The following is a 20,920-nucleotide window of genomic DNA, read 5'->3' as shown; positions in this document are numbered from 1 at the left end:
TTCCCCGCGTCGGGCGCCGACGCGTCAGTCGTGAAGGGGGTTGGTGATGGTGACGTAGACGGACTGGGTGTCGACGGGGCCGACGAGTTCGTCGAGGCCGCCCAGGCGGGTGAGGAGGTTCGCCTTGCAGCGCAGGGTGGGCGAGTCGAGCAGTCGGGTGGGGAGCGGTCCGAGCCCGGCGGCCTTGGCGAGGAAACGGCGGAAGGCGGCGAGGAGGACGCGTTCGTCGGCGAGGCGCTGTGATCCGAAGGCGCCGACGAGCCCGAGGACGTTGTTGATGCCGAGGTAGTAGGCGAAGCGCTCGTCGGTGACGGCGTCGGAGACGAAGGTGTCGCTGCGACTGCCGATGCCGGGAAGGCGGTGCTCGAGTTCCGTGCGGCGGGACTCGCGGAAGTAGTAGCCCTGGTTGTCGCGGTAGCGGCCGCCGACCGGCCAGCCGGCCGGGTCGAGGAGGACCAGCGTGTTCTGCTGGTGCGCTTCGAGGGCGATGCCGGCGAGTGAGTCGAAGGCCAGGACCGGCAGGACCACGTGGTCGAGGTAGCGCAGGAACCACTCGGCGGCGACGGCGGACGTCGAGTGTCCGGTGGCGTCGGCGAGGCCGACGATGATCTCGGCGAGGCGGGAGCTCATGGTGCTGCGGCCGGGCCATGGGCGGGGGGCGGTGAGCGCGGCGATGCAGACGGCGTCGTCGCCGGAGCGGAAGGGGTTGTGGCGCAGGAGCGCGTCGAGGCCGGGGACGGGGGTGCCGTCCGGGGCGTCGACGGCGACCCAGGCGGGGTCGCGAACGATGTCGAAGCGGGGGTGGGCCGCCTGCCACTCCTCGGCGAGGCCGGTGCGGAGCAGCCGGTGCACCTCGACGCCGCGGTGGAGTTCCTTGCGGAGGTTCTCACGGCGGGAGTTGGTGATCCGCAGCCCGAGGGAGAGCTTGAGCATGGCGGGGGCGCCGGGCCGGTGGACGGTGCGTACGGAGGAGGTCGGGTACCAGGCCTCGCCGTACGGACCGAGGTCGTGGAGTAGTCCCGCGTCGCGCAGGGCGCTGACCTCGGGGCGGTGGAGGAGGTCGCGAGCCTGCCACGGGTGCAGGGGAAGGGGGGTGGTACCGCTCGGCAGCGGGAGTCCGGGGGCGATGCGGCCGAGGAGCTGTGGGGCGGAGACGGGTCGGCCACGTTCGGTCCAGGCGGATTCGGTGGCGAGAGCGGAGGGTGCGACCGCGAACCAGTGCAGGGGGAAGGAGCCGTGGAGTTCGGGTGAGTAGCGGAGTGCTTCGGCCTCGGTGAGTCCTTCGCGGCTCTTCGGGTCGGGCTGGAGGGGGTGACCGAGGAGGAGGGATTGTTCGGCCGAGAGGAAGCGGTCACCGCCGATGGGGGCCGGGGCGGTGGGGCGTTCTCGCCGGTCGGCGATGAACTCGGTGGTGCGGCGGACCGAGTCGGCGACCCTGACGACGAGATCGGTGTGGGCGCGCCCGCCACCGTCGGCGCCCTCCCGGGCGATCAGCGCGGCGAGGGTGACGGCGTCCAGCGGGGGCGCGGTGGTGGGGGCGCCTGCGAGGCGGGCGGGTCCGAAGCGGTGCCAGCCGGTGTGGGACCAGTGGCGGACGGCCACGGTGAGGGCGGTGCCTGATGCGGGGAGGGGGATGCGAAGGGGGGTTCCGGTGGATCCGTCGGGCCGGGTGAGTCCGGTTTCGCGGACCCAGCAACGCAGGAGGTTCTCGACCGCGGCCGACTCGGCGGCGACGGCCGGGTCGCCGTGGTCCAGCGGGTCGGGCCATGCGGTGGGCGCGAGGCGGACCCGGCCTGGCCAGCCGGTCCGGGCCCGGGGCGTGCCGTCCTTCTGCCGGGGCACCGTGGCGGTGGCGCCGGTGTCCGCGTCGGCGGATGCCGTGGGCGGTGCCCCGGGGGCACCGGCCGGGGCGGGCGCCGGGTGTTCGGGGGCCAAGGGGCTGGGACGGGTACCGGTCCCGGCCGCGGGACCTGCCGTCCGCTCGGCGGGATCACCGGAGTCCGCGGAGTCGGCAGCCTGCTCGGGCTCCTGGGCGGCGGCGCTGCGGTGGGGAATGCCGGGGGGCAGACCCCACGCCGGGTCTGCGGGTGCGGGTGCGACTACGGCCGGGTCGGACCCGTTCCCCAGGGGCGACGACCACGACGACGCGGGCGGGGGCGGGACGGCGGCGCCTGCCACGGGCGCTGTCGGACCGGCCCCGGACCGGCCGCCATCGGTCCGCTGAGGGGCAGGCCTCCCACCGGTCCCGGGTCCGGGAGTCTCCGCCGCCCGAGTCGGCGGCAGGCCGGCTCGGGGCCGGGGCCGGGCGGGAGCCGGCACGGGCTCGGCGGCAGCCGGTACCGGCTCGCCGTGCGCTGCGGCGGGGTCGGCCGCGCTCGGATCCGAAGCCACGGCTCCGAGTGCCGGATCGGCTGGAGCCGGCAGCTGGGCTGCTCCGTTCCGCGCGCGGAGCGCGGACGCCGGGCCGGTGGAGTCGGAGGCGGGGCGTCCGGACACGGAGGCGCTCTGCGCGGGCTCGGCGGCTGGCCATGTGCTGTCGGCTGAGGTCAGCGGGTGATCGCCCTCATCCGCGGCCGGGTTGGCGGCTCCCCGCGCTTGGGCAGCGTGGGCCCGCCCCGAGGCGATCGGCCCGGTGCCGGGGAGTGGCTGGGGGCAGTCCGGCCCCTGGGCCGCGTCGGGGACCGGCAGTCCTCGGTCGCTCGCGCGCTCGGTCGCCGTCTCGGACAGCCGTCCGGCCTGGCCCGGGGTTTGCGCCGCAGCGGAGGTGAGTGGTGCGGCAGAGCTGGACAGCTCGGCGCTCGGGAGCTGGGCGGCGCCGGAGTCGGGCGCTTCAGTGTGGCTCGGCGCCTGCGCTGCGACGGACGCGGGCCGCTCGGCGTCGCCCTGGGTCTGCCCGGCCGGAGAGGCGAGCGGTGCAGGGCCGCCCGGGAGCTGGGCGGCAGCGGAGCGCGGCGGCTCGGAGGGGCCCGGGGTCTGCCCGACCGCGAAAGGGACCGGTGCAGGGTGGCCCGGGGCCTGCGCGGTGGCAGAGGAGGGCGGTTCGGGGTGGTTCTGGGGCTGCCCGGCCTCAGGAGGGAGGGGGTCGGCGGGGCCCGGGGGCTGCGCAGTGGTGGAGGGCGGACGTTCGGGGTGGCCTGTGGGTCGGACGGCCGCAGGAGTGGGGGTGACTGGCTGGGGGTGGGGGCGGGCGTGGCGGGAGGGCGGGGTGGGAGTGGCCTGGTGCGGCTCTGGCATCGCGGGTCCTCGGGGTGCGGTCAGCGGGTGCGGCGGGCGGCGGCCGGGATGGCGTCGGCCAGGCGGTCGAGGACCGCCGCGGCCTGCTCGTCGGTCAGGGTGAGCGGAGGGAGCAGGCGGACCACGGTGCCGTGGCGGCCACCGAGTTCGACGATCAGGCCGCGGTCCAGGCATTCCCGGCGGACGGCGGCGGCGAGGGCGGGTGCGGCGGCCCCGGTGTCGGGATCGACGAGTTCGACGCCGATCATCAGGCCGCGGCCGCGGACGTCCCCGATGCAGGGGTGGTCGGCGGCGAGGCCGCGCAGGGCCGTCAGCATGCGGGCGCCGAGGGCGGCGGCGCGTTCGGCGAGGCGGTTCTCGCGTACGAAGGCGAGGGTGGCGGTGCCGGCGGCCATGGCGAGCTGGTTGCCGCGGAAGGTGCCGGCGTGCGCGCCGGGGGCCCAGACGTCCAGGCCGGACCGGTGGACGATCACCGCGAGGGGCAGGCTGCCGCCGATGGCCTTGGACAGCACCATCACGTCGGGCACCACCCCGGCGTGGTCGACGCCCCAGAACGCGCCGGTCCGCCCCACGCCCGTCTGGACCTCGTCGGCGATCAGCGGGATCCCCCGTGCGGCGGTGATCTCGCGCATGCGGCGCAGCCATGCGTCCGGGGCGGGGAGCACCCCGCCCTCGCCCTGGACCGGTTCGACGATCATGCCGGCGGGGGCGGGGGCTCCCCTCTTGGGATCGTCGAGGAGGTTCTCCGTCCAGCGCGCGCCCAGTTCTGCTCCCTCGGGGCCTCCGACGCCGAACGGGCAGCGGAAGTCCTGGGGGTACGGCAGCCGGATCACCCCTGCCGCGGGGGCGCCTCCGGAGGCTTCCAACGCGCCTGCGGTCATGCCGTGGTAGGCGCCGGTGAAGGCGATGAGCGCGGAGCGTCCCGTGGCGGTGCGCACCAGTTTGAGCGCGGCCTCCACGGCGTCCGTTCCGGCCGGCCCGCAGAACTGGACGCGCGCGTCGGCGGCCAGCTCCGCAGGCAGGTTGGCGAACAGCTCGGTGGTGAAGGCGTCCTTGACCGGGGTGGCGAGGTCCAGCACGTGCAGCGGGGCCCCCGAGTCCAGGACTCCGCGGACGGCTTCGAGCACCACGGGGTGGTTGTGCCCGAGGGCGAGGGTGCCGGCGCCGGAGAGGCAGTCCAGGTAGCGGCGCCCGTCGGCGCCCTCGATGGTCAGGCCGCGGGCCCGCACCGGGACGATGGGCAGCGAACGCGCGTACGTACGGGCGGCGGACTCGCGTTGGGCCTGCCGGCGCAGGATGGCGTCGCCGGAGCCTGCCGGACGGGCGCCCTGCGACGGTACGTGGGGCGGGGCCGGTGTCGCGGCCCCGGCCGCCGTGGTCTCCGCCGCGGCGGGATCCGTTGCCGGCTCCGTGAAAGCCACGAATGTCGCTCCTCCCGCACTGACTGCTGTTCCGGCTGCTCTTCCGGATTGCTCTTCGAACATGGACGCTCCCCCATCCCCCGTACGTACCAACGACGGTGACGCCGGGGGATCACGGGTGGGGCCAAGATCCTTGCCCGGCGGGGCGCCGGCAGGAACCGCAGACCCGGGCTGTGTCGTCCTCGGCGGCAGCGGCATAGTGGGGGGCTGCACTCCACGCCTCGATCCACCAGGGGGACGAACGACATGCGACCGAACCGACCGGTCACCGCCATGCTGTGCGCGGCCGCCCTCGCGCTGACCGCGGCTGCCTGCGGCCCCGGCGACGGGGAGGCCGGCGGCGACGCCAAGCCGACCGTCGCGGCGAGCAGCCTTCCGGGCACGGACGGGATCAAGATCCCCGAGCACCTCAAGGACAAGCTTAAGGAACGCGGCATAGACCTGGAGAAGTGGCGGGGAGGTGAGTGGAAGAACTGGAAGAAGGAGGACTGGCTCCGCGAGGCGGGCGACTACATCAACCCGATCATCGAGGGCCTGTGGGACCCGGACCGCATGCGTGACGCCGAGCAGCCCCAGCGTCCGGCCGTCGACCCCGACGCGGGCAAGGACCAGGGCGTCACGGACCCGACCCCCGCGTCGGTGGCGGCGAAGCCGGCGAACGCGCCCTACCACAGGAGCGTCCCCGAGTCGGGCAAGGTCTTCTTCGACGGCCCCGAGGGCTCGATGGTCTGCTCGGCGACCGTGGTGAAGGACCCCGCTCACCCCGGCAAGTCGAACATGGTCTGGACGGCCGGCCACTGCGTGCACGCGGGCAAGGCGGGCGGCTGGTACCGCAACATCGCCTTCGTCCCCTCCTACAACAACGCGGGCAAGCCCGCGGCCCAGCTCAAGGGCGCGCCGCGCGAGCAGGTGGCCCCGTACGGGGTGTGGTGGAGCGACTGGGCGCAGACCTCCGACCAGTGGATCGCGTCGGGTGGTCCGACGGGCGGTGCGGGTGCCCCGTACGACTTCGCCGTGCTGCACGTGACGCCGGAGAAGGGCAGCGGCAAGTCCCTGGAGGAGACGGTCGGTTCGGCCCTCCCGGTGGAGTTCGCGGCGCCGGCCGTGCCGAAGGTCGCGAGCATCACGGCGACCGGCTATCCGGCGGCGGCCCCGTTCGACGGCCAGAAGGCCTTCCAGTGCACGGACAAGCCGGGCCGGCTGACGCTGAAGGCGAACGACCCGGTGATGTACCGCATCGGCTGCACCATGACCGGTGGGTCCTCCGGCGGCGGCTGGGTCGCGGCAGGCGCCGACGGCAAGCCGGCGCTGGTCTCGAACACCTCGATCGGTCCCGCCAAGGCCGGCTGGCTGGCCGGGCCGCGGCTCGGCCCGGAGGCGAAGGGCGTCTTCGACGCGGTCAGCGGCAAGTTCAAGTAGAGCCCGGGCCGCCCCGGCGCCCGCGCGGCTGAGCACCTGAGCCACCCGGGCGTCGGGCCACCCGGCACCATGCGACGACGGAGGGCCCCCTGCAGCGCAGGGGGCCCTCCGTCGTCGTCAAGCGGGTCAGGCGGGAGACGTACCCGCTCGGCCCTCGGTGCTCACTGCTTCGCCAGCGCGTACGGCGCCAGGTCCGCCGCGAGCTCCTGGTGTACCCGGGCCTTGAGCAGGGTGCCCTCCGGGGTGTGCTCCTCGGAGATCACCTCGCCCTCGGCGTGTGCCTTGGCGACCAGCGAGCCGCGGGTGTACGGCACCATGGCCTCCACCTCGACCTCGGGCCGCGGCAGCTCGGCGTCGATGAGCGCGAGGAGTTCCTCGATGCCCATGCCCGTCCGTGCGGAGACGGCGATGGAGTGCCGCTCGATCCGCAGCAGCCGCTGCAGGACGAGCGGGTCGGCGGCGTCGGCCTTGTTGATCACGACGATCTCGGGCACGTTCACCGCGCCGACCTCGCGGATCACCTCGCGCACGGCCGCCAGCTGCTCCTCCGGGGCCGGGTGCGAGCCGTCCACGATGTGCAGGATGAGGTCGGAGTCGCCGACCTCCTCCATCGTGGAGCGGAAGGCCTCGACCAGGTGGTGGGGCAGGTGCCGGACGAAGCCGACGGTGTCGGCCAGGGTGTAGACCCGGCCGCTCGGCGTCTCGGCCCGGCGCACGGTCGGGTCGAGGGTGGCGAACAGGGCGTTCTCCACCAGGACGCCCGCGCCCGTGAGGCGGTTGAGCAGCGAGGACTTGCCCGCGTTGGTGTAGCCGGCGATGGCGACCGAGGGCACCTTGTTGCGGCGGCGTTCCTGCCGCTTGATGTCGCGGCCGGTCTTCATCTCGGCGATCTCCCGGCGCATCTTCGCCATCTTCTCGCGGATCCGTCGCCGGTCGGTCTCGATCTTGGTCTCACCGGGACCTCGGGTGGCCATGCCGCCACCCCCGCCGCCGCCCATCTGACGGGACAGCGACTGACCCCAGCCTCGCAGGCGCGGCAGCATGTACTGCATCTGCGCGAGCGCGACCTGCGCCTTGCCCTCTCGGGACTTGGCGTGCTGGGCGAAGATGTCGAGGATCAGGGCGGTCCGGTCGACGACCTTGACCTTGACGACGTCTTCGAGGGCGATCAGCTGGCCGGGGCTGAGCTCACCGTCGCAGACGACGGTGTCGGCGCCGCTCTCCATGACGATGTCGCGCAGCTCGCGTGCCTTGCCGGAACCGATGAAGGTGGCCGGGTCCGGCTTGTCGCGGCGCTGGATCACGCCGTCCAGTACGAGGGCGCCCGCCGTCTCGGCGAGGGCGGCGAGCTCCGCGAGGGAGTTGTCGGCGTCCTGCGCCGTGCCGGAGGTCCAGACACCGACGAGCACGACGCGCTCCAGGCGGAGCTGTCGGTACTCGACCTCGGTGACGTCTTCGAGCTCGGTGGAGAGGCCGGCCACGCGGCGCAGGGCCGCGCGCTCGGAGCGGTCGAACTGGTCGCCGTCCCGGTCTCCGTCGATCTCGTGGCTCCAGGCGACGTCCTCTTCCATCAGGGCATCGGCCCGAAGGCTCTCGGTGAAGCTCTGCGGATCACGCACGTCCCGTGCGTCCCGCGCGTCCTGGGAAGGGGAAGAAGAGGAGGTCATTGGATCCTTACGTCGATTCGAATAGCAGTGTCAGGGCCGACGGGGACACGTCAGCTGTCACGTCCAACGTGTCACACCGCCCGGGGATTCCCCGCACGGCCCCGTCGATGGTGACATGCCCGTTCCTCGCGGGTCACACCCTTTTCCCTGCCGGGGCGGCCTCTCCGTGGCCGGTTCCCGCCGGGCCGGTGTCACCCTGTCCGCCCGCGCCCGGTGCGTGTCCGCCCGCGCCCGTTGCGTGTCCGCCCGCGCCGGGGGCCGCCCGGCCCGAGGCTGCCGGGGTGCTCCACTCCGGGTGTCCGGGCATCGGCGGGGTCTTCGCCCCGTACAGCCAGGGCTGCAGGAAGGCCGTGAGGTCGCGGCCTGCCTCCTGCGAGGCCAGGCGGACGAAGTCGTCGGTACCGGCGACCCCGTCCCGGTGTTCGGCGACCCAGCGCCGCTCGATCCGGTCGAAGGCGGCGGTGCCGATCTCCTGGCGGAGCGCGTAGAGGATCAGCGCCGCCCCGTTGTAGACCACCGGCCGGAACAGCCCGATCTTCTCTCCGGGCGCCGCGGCCTTCGGGGCGGCCGGGGGGCCTCCGGCGGCCCGCCACTGGTCGGAGCGCTGGTACGCCTCGCGCATGCGCCGCTCCAGGGAGTACTTGCCGAGCCCGTCCGCGTACAGGGCCTCGTACCAGGTGGCGTGTCCCTCGTTGAGCCAGAGGTCGGACCAGGTCCGCGGGCTGACGCTGTCGCCGAACCACTGGTGGGCGAGCTCGTGGACCATGACGGCCTCCACGTACCACTCGGGGTAGCCCTCGCCCGAGAACAGGGTGTGCTCGAAGAGCGACAGGGTCTGCGTCTCCAGCTCGAAGCCCGTCGTGGCCCGCGCGATCAGCACGCCGTAGTTCTCGAAGGGGTAGCGGCCGACGCGCTCCTCCATCCACCGCACGTGTCCCGGGGTCTTGCGCAGCCAGGGCTCCAGCCGCTCGCGGTCGGCCGCCGGGACCACGTCGCGCAGCGGGAGCCCGTGCGGTCCGGTGCGGTGGACGACGGCGGAGCGGCCGACCGACACCTGGGCCAGCTCGGTGGCCATGGGGTGCACGGTCCGGTACGTCCAGGTCTTCGCGGGGCCGAGGCGCCGGGCGGGCGCGACGGGCACCCCGTTGGCCACGGCGGTGAGCCCGTCCGGGGCGGTGATGCGGAAGGTGAAGAGGGCCTTGTCGGCCGGGTGGTCGTTGCAGGGGAAGACGCGGTGGGCGGCGTCCGCCTGGTTGGCCATGGCCAGGCCGTCCTCGGTGGGCACCCAGCCGCCGTCGCCACGGCCGCGCGGGTCGCTGGTGTGCCGGACGGTGATGCGCAGCGCTCCCCCGTCGGCCACCGGGCGCGCGGGGGTCAGCACGAGGTCCTCGCCCACGCTCTCGTACCGGGCCGGCTCCCCGTTGACCTCGACGGAGGCCACCTTCCCGTGGGCGAAGTCCAGGTTGATCCGCTCCAGCGGCTCCAGGGCGCGGGCGTCGATGACGGTGACCGCGTCGAGCGGGCTCTTGTTGTCCTTGTACGTGAAGGACAGGTCGTACGCGAGCACGTTGTAGCCGGGGTTCCCGAGCTCCGGGAAGAGACGGTCGCCGATGCCCAGCGGGGTCGGCGGGGGCAGGACTGCGGCGACGAGGGTGAGGGAGGCCGCCGCGAGCAGGGCGGCGCGCAGGCGCGGGGAGGAGAGCTGCATCCACCACCGCTTACCAGCGCGCGCCGCGCGGCCGTGCACGACGCGCGAACGGGTCCACCCGAACGGGGCCTTCCGGCGGCGGCCCGGCCTACGCCCCGCGCCCCCGCACCCGCGCCGGGCCCGGGGCGCCCGCCGAGGTCGGGCCGACGGCCCGGGACCGGTGTGGCGACCCCCGTGGTTCAGGCCCGGCCGACGTCGTACACGCCCGGCACGTCCCGCATCGCCCGCATCAGCGCGGGCAGCACGGCCGCGTCGGGCAGCTGGAGCGTGTAGGTGTGCCGGACGCGTTGCTCGACCGGCGGGTCCACGGTCGCGGAGACCACCTCGACCCCCTGGCGGGCGATGGCCTCGGTGAGGTCGGCGAGCAGATGGGGGCGGCCGAACGATTCAGCGCGGAGGGTGACCCGGCAGTCCGCGGTGGCGCGCCAGTGCACGGCGACGGAGGTGCGGCCCACGGCGCGCATCTGCGCCACGGCGGCGCACTGGACACGGTGGACGGTGACGGCCCCGCCGCGGACCAGGAATCCGGCGACGGCGTCGGGCGGTACGGGGGTGCAGCAGCCCGCCAGCCGTACGGTGGCGTCGGGCAGGTCGGTGACGGCGTTGGCGCCGCCGCCGCGGGCCCCGACGACGGACAGGGGGGCCCGTGCGGCCGTGGTGGTGGCCATCGCACGGTCGGGGTGGGCTTCGAGCCAGCTGCTGATGGCGATGCGGGCGGCCGGGGTGCGGGCGTGGTCGAGCCATTCGGCGGCCGGCCCCGAGGAGGCGTCCTGGGCGAGCAGCAGCTGCACGGTGTCCCCGTCGGACAGCGGGGAGGAGAGGGAGGCGAGGCGCCCGTTGACCCGGGCGCCGATACAGCCGTGGGCGGCCGCTCCGTGCTGGGCGTAGGCGGCGTCGATGCAGCTGGCCCCCGCGGGCAGGCCCAGGGTGCCGCCGTCGGCGCGGAACACCGTGATCTCCCGGTCCTGGGCGAGCTCCTCGCGGAGGACGCTCCAGAAGGTGTCGGGGTCGGGGGCGGACTGCTGCCAGTCGAGGAGCCGGGACAGCCAGCCGGGCCGCGTCGGGTCGACGCGCTCCTCGTCGGGGTCGGCGCCGGCGTCGGGCGTCGCGGTGGCGTAGGGGTTCCCGAGGGCCACCACACCGGCTTCGGCGACGCGGTGCATCTGCCGGGTGCGGACGATGACCTCGGCCACGTACCCCTCGGGGACGGCCACGGCGGTGTGCAGCGACTGGTAGAGGTTGAACTTGGGGGTGGCGATGAAGTCCTTGAACTCCGAGACGACCGGCGTGAAGCAGGTGTGCAGCTCCCCCAGGACCGCGTAGCAGTCGGCGTTCTCGCCGACGAGGACGAGGATGCGGCCGAAGTCGGAGCCGCGCAGCTCGCCGCGGGAGCGGGCGATGCGGTGGACGGAGACGAAGTGCCGCGGGCGGACCTGCACTTCGGCGCTGATGCCCGCCTCGCGCAGGACGGTGCGGACCGAGTCGGCGATGCCGGGCAGCGGGTCGCGTTCGCCCGCGTGGGCGGCGATGAGGGCGCGCGTGCTCTCGTACTCCTCGGGGTGGAGGATCGCGAAGACGAGGTCTTCCAGCTCGGTCTTGAGGGCCTGTACGCCGAGCCGTTCGGCGAGCGGGATGAGGACGTCGCGGGTGACCTTGGCGATGCGGGCCTGTTTTTCGGGCCGCATCACGCCCAGGGTGCGCATGTTGTGGAGCCGGTCGGCGAGTTTGATGGACATGACGCGGACGTCGTTGCCGGTGGCGACGAGCATCTTGCGGAAGGTCTCCGGCTCGGCGGCGGCGCCGTAGTCGATCTTCTCCACCTTGGTGACACCGTCGACGATGAAGCAGACCTCGTCGCCGAACTCCGCCCGCACCTGATCGAGGGTCACATCGGTGTCCTCCACGGTGTCGTGGAGGAGGGAGGCCGTCAACGTGGTGGTCTCGGCACCGAGTTCGGCGAGGATCAGGGTGACGGCGAGCGGGTGTGTGATGTACGGCTCACCGCTTTTGCGCATCTGGCCGCGGTGGGAGCTCTCCGCGAGGAGGTACGCGCGCCGCAGAAGGGACAGATCGGCGTCCGGATGGTGGGCACGGTGCGCCTCGGCGACGTGTCCGATCGCGTCCGGGAGGCGGTCCCGGGCCGTCGGCCCGAGCAGCGCAGCGCGTCCGAGCCGGCGCAGATCGATCCTGCTCCGGCCCCGTCTGCGGAGCTCAGGGCGCGCTTCGGGGTGTGCTTCGGGGTTCGTGGCCTCTGCACTCATGGGCACCTCCGGCGGCTTCGACCGGCGGTGGCGGGCATGGGGTGAGCCCTCAGGGCCGGTGCCTGATGTTACCGACCCCACCACGTGGCGCAGTCCACCTCTCGCTCAGCGTGAAACGGATCACCCATTAGAGGGAAGCTTCAGCAGAAGGCCGTGTCGGTCAGCCAGGCCGCGTCGAACTCCCCGGAGGCGACGATGACCGCGGGCCCGGTCATGTCGATCTGCCCGTCGGGGTGTTCGGTGATGACGAGGGTGCCGCCGGGCAGGTCGACGGTGTACGTGGCCGGCTCGCCGGTGACGGCGGGATCGGCGCCGTCACGGCGGATGGCGGCCACGGCGACGGCGCAGGCGCCGGTGCCGCAGGAGCGGGTCTCGCCGGAGCCTCGCTCGTGGACGCGCATGGCGACGTGCCGGGGGCCGCGGTCGACGACGAACTCGACGTTGACGCCCGTCGGGTAGGCGGACGCGGGGCTGAACGGCGGTGCGGTGTGGAGAGTGCCGGCGTCGTCGAGGCTGTCGACGAAGGCGACGGCGTGCGGGTTGCCCATGTTCACGTTGCGGGCGGGCCAGCTGCGCTCGCCGACGCTGACGGTCACCTGGCCCTCGGGGAACGCGGCCCGGCCCATGGAGACGGTGACGTCGCCGGCCTTGTCCAGGTGGACGTGCTTGACGCCGCCGCGGGTGGCGACGGCGAGGTCGCCCGCCTCGGCGTGGCCGGCGTACTGGAGGTAGCGGGCGAAGACGCGGACGCCGTTGCCGCACATCTCGGCGACGGAGCCGTCGCTGTTGCGGTAGTCCATGAACCACTCCGCCTCGTCGGCCAGGTGGGCCACCTCGGGGTGCGCGGCGGTCCGGACGACGTGCAGGACGCCGTCGCCGCCGATCCCGGCGCGCCGGTCGCAGAGCTTCGCGACGGCGGACGCAGGCAGCTCGACGGCGTTGTCCGGGTCCGGGACGATCACGAAGTCGTTCTCGGTGCCGTGGCCCTTGAGGAAGGAGAGGGTGGTCTGCGTCACCCGCCCATGGTACCGAGCCCCAGCTCAGCGCAGCCGGGCGACCCGGTACACGGCCAGGGCGACGACGGCCAGCGCGATCACGGCGTACAGCGCGGCCATGCGCCAGTCCGGGCGGCGGCCGCTGCCCCGGGCCGGGAGCCCGGGCCAGGTGTAGCCGACCCGGCGGGCGGCCATCATGCCCCAGCCTCCGGCGCAGCAGCTGATCAGGAAGCCCAGCATGGCGACCACGGCGCCGCCGTCGCCGAACTCGAAGGCGAGGGGGAAGGCGAACATCAGCGAGCCGGTGGCCGCGAGCATCACGATGGGGGCGATCTGCCACACGCGCAGGCGGCGCTGCGGGCGCAGTTCGACCTCGACCTCCGGTCCGGCGGCGGCCGCGGCCTCGGCGGAGTCGGGGGCGTCCGGGCCGTCGGGGCTCAGCCGCGCGGGGTCGGCGGGCAGCCCGAGGCCCGCGGTACCGACCGCATCGTCGAGAAGCATCGGGTCCGCTTCCCGCCGGGTGTCGTCCCGCCCGGTGTCGCGAGGGCCGGCCTCCATCGCCACGCGCCCTCCCCACTCGGACTCAGTACGCCGCCATGCTTGCGGGTGATCGCACCCGTAGGAGTTTGATGATGGCACGCCCTCGACCCTGCTATGGGCGCCCGGGGCGTCCCGATGCCATCACGTGATCAGGCTGTAACCGCTCGTTCGACCAACGACTGCGCGAGTCCGGGGAGTTCTCCCCGGTCGGCGGCGGCTCCGCTGAGCCAGTGGACGCGGGGATCCCGGCGGAACCAGGAGTCCTGGCGGCGGGCGAAACGCTTGGTCGCCCGGACCGTCTCGGCCCGCGCCTCGTCCTCGGTGCACTCGCCGGCGAGCGCGGCCAGGACCTGCTGGTAGCCGAGGGCCCGGGAGGCGGTGATCCCGTCGCGCAGTCCGCGGGCCTCCAGCGCGCGGACCTCGTCGACCAGGCCGGCCTCCCACATGCGGTCCACGCGCAGGGTGATCCGCTCGTCGAGTTCCGGGCGCGCCACGTCGACGCCGATCTGCACGGTGTCGTAGACGGACTCGTGGCCGGGGAGGTTGGCGGTGAAGGGCCTGCCGGTGATCTCGATGACCTCCAGCGCCCGGACGATCCGGCGGCCGTTGCTGGGCAGGATGGCCTCGGCGGCGGCCGGGTCGGCGGCGGCGAGGCGGGCGTGCAGCGCTCCGGGGCCGCGCAGGGTGACCTCGGCCTCCAGCCGGGCGCGGACCCCGGGGTCGGTGCCGGGGAACTCCATGACGTCGAGGGCGCCGCGGACGTAGAGGCCGGATCCGCCGACGAGGACGGGGGTGCGGCCCTCGGCGAGCAGCTTGTCGATCTCCAGGCGGGCCAGCCGCTGGTACTCGGCGACGTTGGCGGTGTCGGTGACGTCCCAGATGTCGAGGAGGTGGTGCGGGACGCCCCCGCGCTCCTCCGTCGTCAGTTTGGCGGTGCCGATGTCCATCCCCCGGTACAGCTGCATGGAGTCGGCGTTGACGACCTCGCCGTCGAAGTGGCGGGCCAGGGCGACGCCCAGGTCGGACTTTCCTGCCGCGGTGGGACCGACGACGGCGATGACGCGCGGGGCGGGGGCTGCTTTGCTCACCGCCCCAGTCTCGCAAACCCCTCGGCATGTACCCGATCGAGCTACGTGACGGGGGCGGATCGGGGTCGTTGCCCTGGCGTGGTTCCGGCCGGTCGTACGCCCGGCGCGCACCGGCACTCGGACGGGACGCGCCCTCGTACGGCTTCCGGCGGCAGCTCCCGGGGAGCCCGTCCGGCCACGGCGGAACTTCACTCGCACGAGTAGCGTTGTAGGAGGAGACATGGGCGTTTTCGATCGGTTTTTTCGTCGTAGGGAAGAGGTCGCTGCCGAGGAGGTCGCGACCGAGGCCGTGACGGTGGAGTCCGGTGCGGCCGACGAGGCCGCGGCGGAGACCGAGCAGGTTGCCGCGGAGGCTCCGAAGGCGGAAGCCGTGGAGATCCCGAAGCAGCAGTCGGCCGAGGCGGCAGCGGACACCGCGGCCGACGAGGGCGCCCGCACGTAGCGACCGCCAACGGAAGGTGACCCATGGGCCTGCTGGACAATCTGAAGGCCAAGCTCGGGCCGGCGAAGGACAAGGTCGGCGACCTCGCGCAGAAGAACGAGGGCAAGATCCACGAGGGTCTGGACAAGGTCGCGAAGGCCGTGGACTCCAAGACCCACGGCAAGTACAGCGACCGGATCACGAGCGGCACCGGCAAGGCGAAGGACGCCCTGGGCAAGATCGCGCACAAGGACACCCCCGGCAGCGGGCAGACGCCGCCGCCGGCCGCTCCCTGACGCGGATCGGTAAGCACGGGAAGGGGCGCGGACGGCACGGCCGTTCCGCGCCCCCTTCGTCGTGTCCTCGTACGGGCGGTGTGCGCGGGGCCGCGAAGCGGCGGACGCCGGCCGCTACGACCAGGTGGCGACGAAGTACCCCACGCCGTACGGCGCGTCGTCGTACAGCAGCCGTCCCGCGAGGTCGGCGCCCTCCGCGGCGCCGGCCAGGACCTGCCAGGGGGCCCGTCCGGCCGCCTGCAGCTCGGCAGCGAGTCCGGGTTCGATCGCGGCGAGCGCGGCCGCGTCGGCGGTCCCCAGCGCGCGGGCGGCGGCGGCGTCGAAGTCCGCGGCGCGTTCGTCCAGGTAGCCGGGCGCCTTGAGGGTCCGGCAGGCGCTGCCGTCGCCGAGGATCAGCATGGCCACGCGTGCGGCGCTGCGGCCCAGGTCCGCGCCGAGGAGCCCGCAGCCGCTCGGAGGCAGGTGCTCGGCGACGGCGACGCCGGCGACCGGGGCGGCCGCCCACCGGGCCTGCCCCAGCAGCCAGCCGGCCACCGCGAGGGAGGTCGGGAGGGTGGTGCCGGTGGCGTGGCCGCTCGGGGGCTCGCTCGGGTCGGGGCCCAGGGTGACGGTGAGGTCCACGCCGAAGCCGGCGAAGCTGCCGGGGGTGCCCTGGTCGTATCCGCCGCCCTCCTCGGCGGCCCCGACCACGACGAGCAGGTCGGGCCGGGAGGCTGCGAGGACCGCCAGCGCGTCGGAACAGGCGGTGCGGGCGTCGCCGAGTTCGGCGGCGGCGCCGGCGGCGACCTCCGGCACGAGCAGCGGCGGGGCGGGACAGACGGCAGCGGCAACGAGCATGATCCGCAGCCTAGCCGGACGGGTGGAACGGGACCCCCCGGGGCACGGGCGGGACCCGGGACCTGGGCACCCCTGCCGCGGGGCAGGGGTGTCCCGTTCCGGGGCGGGCGTCAGGAGGAGACGGGCACCGAGCAGCCGGACGCGACGGCCGGCAGCGGCGCGGGGACGCCCAGCGTCGGGATGCCGAGCATGACGCCCGCCGGCTGGGCCGGGGCGGCGTTGCGCTTCTCCCACGCGTCGCCGGCCCGGGTGCGGCGCACGGTCAGGGTCGGGCCCTCGGCGAGCAGGTGGTGCGGGGCGGCGTAGGTGATGTCGACGGTGACCACGTCGCCCGGGCGGACCTCCTGCTCCGGCTTGGTGAAGTGGACCAGGCGGTTGTCGGGGGCGCGGCCGGACAGGCGGTGCGTGGCGCCGTCCTTGCGGCCCTCGCCCTCCGCGACCATGACCTCCAGGGTGCGGCCGACCTGCTTCTTGTTCTCCTCCCAGGAGATCTCCTCCTGGAGGGCGACCAGGCGCATGTACCGCTCCTGCACGACCTCCTTGGGGATCTGCCCGTCCATGTCGGCGGCGGGGGTGCCGGGCCGCTTGGAGTACTGGAAGGTGAAGGCGTTCGCGAAGCGGGCCTCGCGCACGGCGTGCATCGTCTGCTGGAAGTCCTCCTCCGTCTCGCCGGGGAAGCCCACGATGATGTCGGTGGAGATCGCGGCGTGCGGGATCGCGGCGCGGACCTTCTCGATGATGCCGAGGAAGCGCTCCTGACGGTACGAGCGGCGCATCGCCTTCAGGATCGGGTCGGAGCCGGACTGCATCGGCATGTGCAGCTGCGGCATCACGTTCGGGGTCTCGGCCATCGCCGCGATCACGTCGTCCGTGAAGTCGCGCGGGTGCGGGGAGGTGAAGCGGACCCGCTCCAGGCCCTCGATCTGGCCGCAGGCGCGCAGCAGCTTGCTGAAGGCTTCACGGTCGCCGAGGTCGGAACCGTAGGCGTTCACGTTCTGGCCGAGCAGGGTGATCTCCGAGACGCCCTCGGCGACCAGGGCCTCCACCTCGGCGAGGATGTCGCCGGGCCGGCGGTCCTCCTCCTTGCCGCGCAGCGCGGGGACGATGCAGAAGGTGCAGGTGTTGTTGCAGCCGACGGAGATCGAGACCCAGGCGGCGTACGCGGACTCGCGGCGGGTCGGGAGCGTGGAGGGGAAGGCCTCCAGCGACTCGGCGATCTCGACCTGGGCCTCTTCCTGGACGCGGGCGCGCTCCAGCAGCACGGGGAGCTTGCCGATGTTGTGCGTGCCGAAGACGACGTCGACCCAGGGGGCCTTCGTGACGATCGTGTCGCGGTCCTTCTGCGCGAGGCAGCCGCCGACGGCGATCTGCATGCCGGGGCGCTTCGTCTTCATCGGGGCCAGGCGGCCGAGGTTGCCGTAGAGCTTGTTGTCGGCGTTCTCGCGGACCGCGCAGGTGTTGAAGACCACGACGTCGGCGTCGCCGTCGGAACCCTCGGGGGCCCGCACGTAACCGGCGTCCTCCAGCAGACCGGAGAGCCGCTCCGAGTCGTGCACGTTCATCTGGCACCCGTAGGTGCGCACCTCGTAGCTTCGCTTCACGTCCACTGCCTGGCTCCGGTCGCTGCTGGTCATGCATCAAGGGTAGGCGGTGGACGGATGCCCTCCGCTCCGGTGCGGGAGCCGGCCGCCCATCGCGGGCGCCCCGGCCGCGGGAGCCGCAGGTCAGCGGGGTCGCCGACGGGCGGTTCCGGGGCCGGTGCGAGGGCCGCACCGTGACAGGACGGCGGTGCGGGTGGCAGGATCGCAGGCATGCCCCTCGTACCGCCCCGCATCAGCAGGCGCCACGCCCTGCGGGTGTCGGTGGCCGTGCTCGCCGTCCTCGGCGTCCTCACCTGGTGGCTGAAACCCTTCGGCGAGCCCGAGCTGCACGGCGAGCTGACGTTCAGCACGGGCGCGCAGACGGGCGTCTACCACCGTTACGGGCAGCTGCTGAAGCAGCAGCTCGGCAAGGGCATGCCCGGGGTCGACGTCGAGCTCATCACCAGCGAGGGCTCGCAGGAGAACCTCAAGCGGCTCGCGACCGGTGAGGCCGACTTCACCGTCGCCACGGCCGACGCGGTCGCCAAGTACCGGCTCGACAACAAGCCGGGGGCGGACCTGCTGCGCGGGTGCGCGCGGCTCTACGACGACTACGTGCAGCTGGTGGTGCCCGCCGGGTCCCCCGTGCAGTCGGTAAGGGACCTGCGCGGGAAGCGGGTGGCGATAGGCCAGCCCGGCTCGGGCGTGCGGCTCGTCGCGGAGCGGCTGCTCACCGCGGCGGGGATCGACCCGGTGCTGGACCTGACACCGGTGTCCATCGGCCTCGATACCATGCCGGCCGAGCTGGAGGCCGGGCGGATCGACGCGTTCTTCTGGTCGGGCGGCCTGCCGACGAACGCGGTGCGCGAGCTGTCGGAGCGGTTCGACATCCGGCTGGTGCAGCTCGGCGACCTGGTCGAGCGGCTCCAGGGGAACGGCAGCCCGGCGCAGTACTACCGGACGGCGGTGATGCCGCAGGACGCCTACAAGCGGGCCCGCAACACCAGCGCGGTGACCACCGTCGCGGTGCCGAACCTGCTGGTGACCACGGCTGCGACCGACGCCGGACTGACGGAGCAGCTGACCCGGACGGTGATCCTCAGCCGCGACCTGGTCGGGGGCGAGGTGCACGCGGCGCAGCTGGTGGACCTGCGGACGGCGATCTACACCGACCCGCTGGAACTGCACGAGGGCGCCGGACGGTACTACCGGTCCGTGAAGCCCTGAGGCCCTGATCCCTGATCCCTGATCCCTGATCCCTGATCCCGCTCAGGCTCCCGGCAGGAGCATCGTCGCCGCCGCTGCCGCCCCGATGAGGCCGGCGTGCGTGCCCAGGCTCGCCGGAACCACCCGGAGCTCCTCGACGAAGCCGAGCGTGGCGTACTGCGCGAGGTGCGCGCGGATCGGGCCGAAGAGGGTGTCCCCGGCGGCGGCCACGCCTCCTCCGACGACCGCGATGTCGGTCTCGACGAGGGTGGCGGTGGCCGCGATGGCGGCGGCCAGGGCGCGGCCCGCCCGGTTGTAGGCGGCCCGGGCGACCGGGTCCCCCTGGGCGGCGGCCGCCGCCACTCCCGCCGCCGTGGCGTCCGGCGCGTCCGGGGCGCCGTCGCGTGCCACCGGGGTCCAGCCCTGTTCCCGGGCCCAGCGGGCGATGGCCGTACCGGAGGCGATGGACTCGACGCAGCCGCGCCCGCCGCAGACGCACGGCTCGCCGTCGAAGGCCACGCTCATGTGACCGATGTGCCCGGCGTTGCCGGTGGGGCCCGGGTGGAGCCGGCCGTTGAGGACCAGTCCGCCGCCGACGCCCGTGGAGACCACCATGCACAGGGCGTTCGCGTGCCCGCGGGCCGCGCCCAGCCAGTGCTCGGCCGCGGTCATGGCCACGCCGTCGCCGGCCAGCACGGTCGGCAGGTCGGCGCCGCGCGCCGCCAGCTCCGCGGCCACGCGTTCCTGGACCGGGAAGTCGCGCCAGGCGCCGATGTTGACCGGGCTGACCGTGCCCCGGGAGGTGTCCACCGGGCCGGCGCTGCCGATGCCGCAGCGGACGGCCGAGTCCCACAGCGGGGAGGCCGACAGCTCGGCGACGACCTCCGCCACCGCCGCCATGACGCCGTCGGCGTCGGCTCCGCGGGGCGTCGCCCGGCGGGTGGTGTCCGTCATCGTGCCGTCGGCGTGGACCAGCGCGCCGGCGATCTTCGTGCCGCCGATGTCGATCGCCACCGTCGGTCCGGCGGCCGGGGCGTCGGCGCGCGGTACGGGCAGCGGGGCGGTGGGGGTGATCACGGTGGCGGCTCCAGGAAGGGTTCAGGAATCAGTATGCGCCGGGGGTGGCGCCGTGCTCTCGCGCGGCTCCAGCCGGGGCCGCTCGCTCTCGCGTACCCCGGGCGGGCGCCCCACCACCACGGCGAGCAGCTCTTCGGCGGCCAGCCGCCCGAAGCCGGCGGTGTCGCGGACCAGCGCGGTGAGCGGGGGGTGGGTGACCCGGCAGAGCGCGGAGTCGTCCCAGGCCACGATGGACAGACCCGCGGGTACGGGGATGCCCAGCTCGGCCGCGACGGCGCGCCCCGCGACGGCCATCACGTCGTTGTCGTAGACGAGGGCCGTCGGCGGGCGCGGCTCGGCGAGGACCAGGCGGGTGGCCGCCGCCCCCTGCGCGTCGGAGTAGTCGGTGACCACCGAGCGGACGTGGTCCGGGCCGAGGCCGCGTCGCGCGGCCTCGGCCCTCAGCGAGTCGATCCGGCGGACCGTGTGGGCCAGTGCCGGCAGGCCGGCGACGTGGACGATGCGGCGGTGGCCGAGCCCGTGGAGGTGGTCCAGGACCTGGGCCATGGCGCCCGCGTCGTCGGCCCGTATCGCGGAGAGGGCGGGGGACGGCGTCCCGGCGTGCGCGGAGCCGGGGGCGGGAGCCGGTTCGCCGACGGTGACCGCGGGCAGGCCCAGCTCCGCGAGGAGCGCCGGGCGGGGGTCGTCCGTGCGCGGGTCGACGACGAGGACCCCGTCGACCCGGCGCTCGGCCCACCACCTGCGGTGGACGGCGCATTCGGCGTCGATGTCCTCGACCACCTGGAAGAGCAGCGCGGTCCCGGCCGCGGAGAGTGCCTCCTGGATCCCGGAGACGAGCCGGAGGAAGAAGGACTCGGCCCCCAGGGTGTGCGCGGGCCGGGCGAGGACGAGCCCGACGGCCCCGGCGCGTTCGCCGGAGAGCGCGCGGGCGGCGCTGTTGGGCTGCCAGCCGAGCTCTTCGGCGACGCCGCGGATCCGGGCCCGGGTGTCCCGCGAGACCCCCGGCCGGTCGTTCAGCGCGAAGGAGACGGCGCTCTCCGACACGCCCGCCCGTCGGGCGATGTCCTTGATGGTGGGTCTGCGGGCCATGACCTGCCTCATTCCTCCATCGGGTGCGTCACGCGCGGCGCAGTACGCGGGCCGCTGGCCGGACCGTACGCGATCCGGCCC

16 protein-coding genes are annotated in these 20,920 nt (G+C 74.2%); 4 read left to right on the top strand and 12 right to left on the bottom strand.

The genetic code is table 11. The annotated features are described in order from the left end of the window. Positions 1–24: 24 nt before the first annotated feature. A complete protein-coding gene (locus ACPU2J_RS25230) occupies positions 25–1,935 on the bottom strand; it encodes an IucA/IucC family protein (RefSeq protein ID WP_423834033.1) in 1,911 nt (636 codons plus the stop codon). 1,319 nt (positions 1,936–3,254) lie between these two features. Continuing rightward, positions 3,255–4,718, bottom strand: coding sequence for a diaminobutyrate--2-oxoglutarate transaminase family protein (locus ACPU2J_RS25225; RefSeq protein ID WP_423834032.1), 1,464 nt, complete (start codon positions 4,716–4,718; stop codon positions 3,255–3,257). A gap of 183 nt (positions 4,719–4,901) precedes the next feature. Between ACPU2J_RS25225 and ACPU2J_RS25220 the strand changes: the two genes are divergently transcribed. Beyond that, positions 4,902–6,074, top strand: coding sequence for a trypsin-like serine peptidase (locus ACPU2J_RS25220; protein WP_423834031.1), 1,173 nt, complete (start codon positions 4,902–4,904; stop codon positions 6,072–6,074). Positions 6,075–6,235: 161 nt separating this feature from the next. On the opposite strand, the gene hflX is transcribed toward ACPU2J_RS25220, so the two are convergent. From hflX to miaA, 6 genes are all read right to left on the bottom strand, one after another. Further along, positions 6,236–7,741, bottom strand: coding sequence for a GTPase HflX (gene hflX / locus ACPU2J_RS25215; RefSeq protein ID WP_423834030.1), 1,506 nt, complete (start codon positions 7,739–7,741; stop codon positions 6,236–6,238). Positions 7,742–7,874: 133 nt separating this feature from the next. Continuing rightward, the gene (locus ACPU2J_RS25210; RefSeq protein ID WP_423834029.1) at positions 7,875–9,449 is read right to left on the bottom strand and encodes a M1 family metallopeptidase; all 1,575 of its coding nucleotides are present in this window, start codon (positions 9,447–9,449) and stop codon (positions 7,875–7,877) included. 179 nt (positions 9,450–9,628) lie between these two features. Next, positions 9,629–11,710, bottom strand: a complete 2,082-nt coding sequence (locus ACPU2J_RS25205; RefSeq protein WP_361589447.1) for a RelA/SpoT family protein — start codon at positions 11,708–11,710, stop codon at positions 9,629–9,631. A gap of 140 nt (positions 11,711–11,850) precedes the next feature. Then, complete coding sequence (gene dapF / locus ACPU2J_RS25200; RefSeq protein WP_365496397.1) at positions 11,851–12,726, bottom strand: diaminopimelate epimerase; 876 nt, start codon at positions 12,724–12,726, stop codon at positions 11,851–11,853. A 24-nt stretch (positions 12,727–12,750) separates the two neighbouring features. Then, positions 12,751–13,269, bottom strand: a complete 519-nt coding sequence (locus tag ACPU2J_RS25195) for a hypothetical protein (protein WP_423834028.1) — start codon at positions 13,267–13,269, stop codon at positions 12,751–12,753. Between the two features lie 125 nt (positions 13,270–13,394). Next, the gene (miaA, locus tag ACPU2J_RS25190; protein ID WP_423834027.1) at positions 13,395–14,333 is read right to left on the bottom strand and encodes a tRNA (adenosine(37)-N6)-dimethylallyltransferase MiaA; all 939 of its coding nucleotides are present in this window, start codon (positions 14,331–14,333) and stop codon (positions 13,395–13,397) included. 220 nt (positions 14,334–14,553) lie between these two features. Between miaA and ACPU2J_RS25185 the strand changes: the two genes are divergently transcribed. Together ACPU2J_RS25185 and ACPU2J_RS25180 are read left to right on the top strand one after the other, a co-directional pair. Further along, positions 14,554–14,775 (top strand): gliding motility protein, encoded by a 222-nt coding sequence (locus ACPU2J_RS25185; protein ID WP_361589456.1) that lies wholly within the window; start codon positions 14,554–14,556, stop codon positions 14,773–14,775. A gap of 23 nt (positions 14,776–14,798) precedes the next feature. Then, positions 14,799–15,050, top strand: a complete 252-nt coding sequence (locus ACPU2J_RS25180; RefSeq protein ID WP_361589459.1) for an antitoxin — start codon at positions 14,799–14,801, stop codon at positions 15,048–15,050. Between the two features lie 114 nt (positions 15,051–15,164). Here the strand turns inward: ACPU2J_RS25180 and ACPU2J_RS25175 are convergent, their stop codons facing one another. Both ACPU2J_RS25175 and miaB read right to left on the bottom strand, forming a co-directional pair. Next, positions 15,165–15,887 (bottom strand): hypothetical protein, encoded by a 723-nt coding sequence (locus ACPU2J_RS25175; protein WP_423834024.1) that lies wholly within the window; start codon positions 15,885–15,887, stop codon positions 15,165–15,167. A gap of 110 nt (positions 15,888–15,997) precedes the next feature. Further along, complete coding sequence (miaB, locus tag ACPU2J_RS25170; protein ID WP_361589464.1) at positions 15,998–17,521, bottom strand: tRNA (N6-isopentenyl adenosine(37)-C2)-methylthiotransferase MiaB; 1,524 nt, start codon at positions 17,519–17,521, stop codon at positions 15,998–16,000. Between the two features lie 177 nt (positions 17,522–17,698). Between miaB and ACPU2J_RS25165 the strand changes: the two genes are divergently transcribed. Next, positions 17,699–18,694 carry a TAXI family TRAP transporter solute-binding subunit gene (locus ACPU2J_RS25165; protein ID WP_420079404.1) on the top strand — a complete coding sequence of 332 codons (996 nt, stop codon included), beginning with the start codon at positions 17,699–17,701 and terminating at the stop codon, positions 18,692–18,694. 42 nt (positions 18,695–18,736) lie between these two features. Here the strand turns inward: ACPU2J_RS25165 and ACPU2J_RS25160 are convergent, their stop codons facing one another. Together ACPU2J_RS25160 and ACPU2J_RS25155 are read right to left on the bottom strand one after the other, a co-directional pair. Next, a complete protein-coding gene (locus ACPU2J_RS25160; RefSeq protein ID WP_423835006.1) occupies positions 18,737–19,687 on the bottom strand; it encodes an ROK family protein in 951 nt (316 codons plus the stop codon). Between the two features lie 84 nt (positions 19,688–19,771). After that, entirely contained in the window at positions 19,772–20,839 is a 1,068-nt protein-coding gene (locus ACPU2J_RS25155; RefSeq protein WP_423834023.1) for a LacI family DNA-binding transcriptional regulator, read from the bottom strand. Positions 20,840–20,920 lie beyond the last annotated feature (81 nt).

It is taken from the genome of Streptomyces manipurensis (assembly GCF_049570255.1).
GTDB classification, from domain to species: Bacteria; Actinomycetota; Actinomycetes; order Streptomycetales; family Streptomycetaceae; genus Streptomyces; species Streptomyces manipurensis.
The sequence above is the reverse complement of the archived record's forward strand: the minus strand, read 5'-3'. Positions and strand labels throughout refer to the sequence as shown.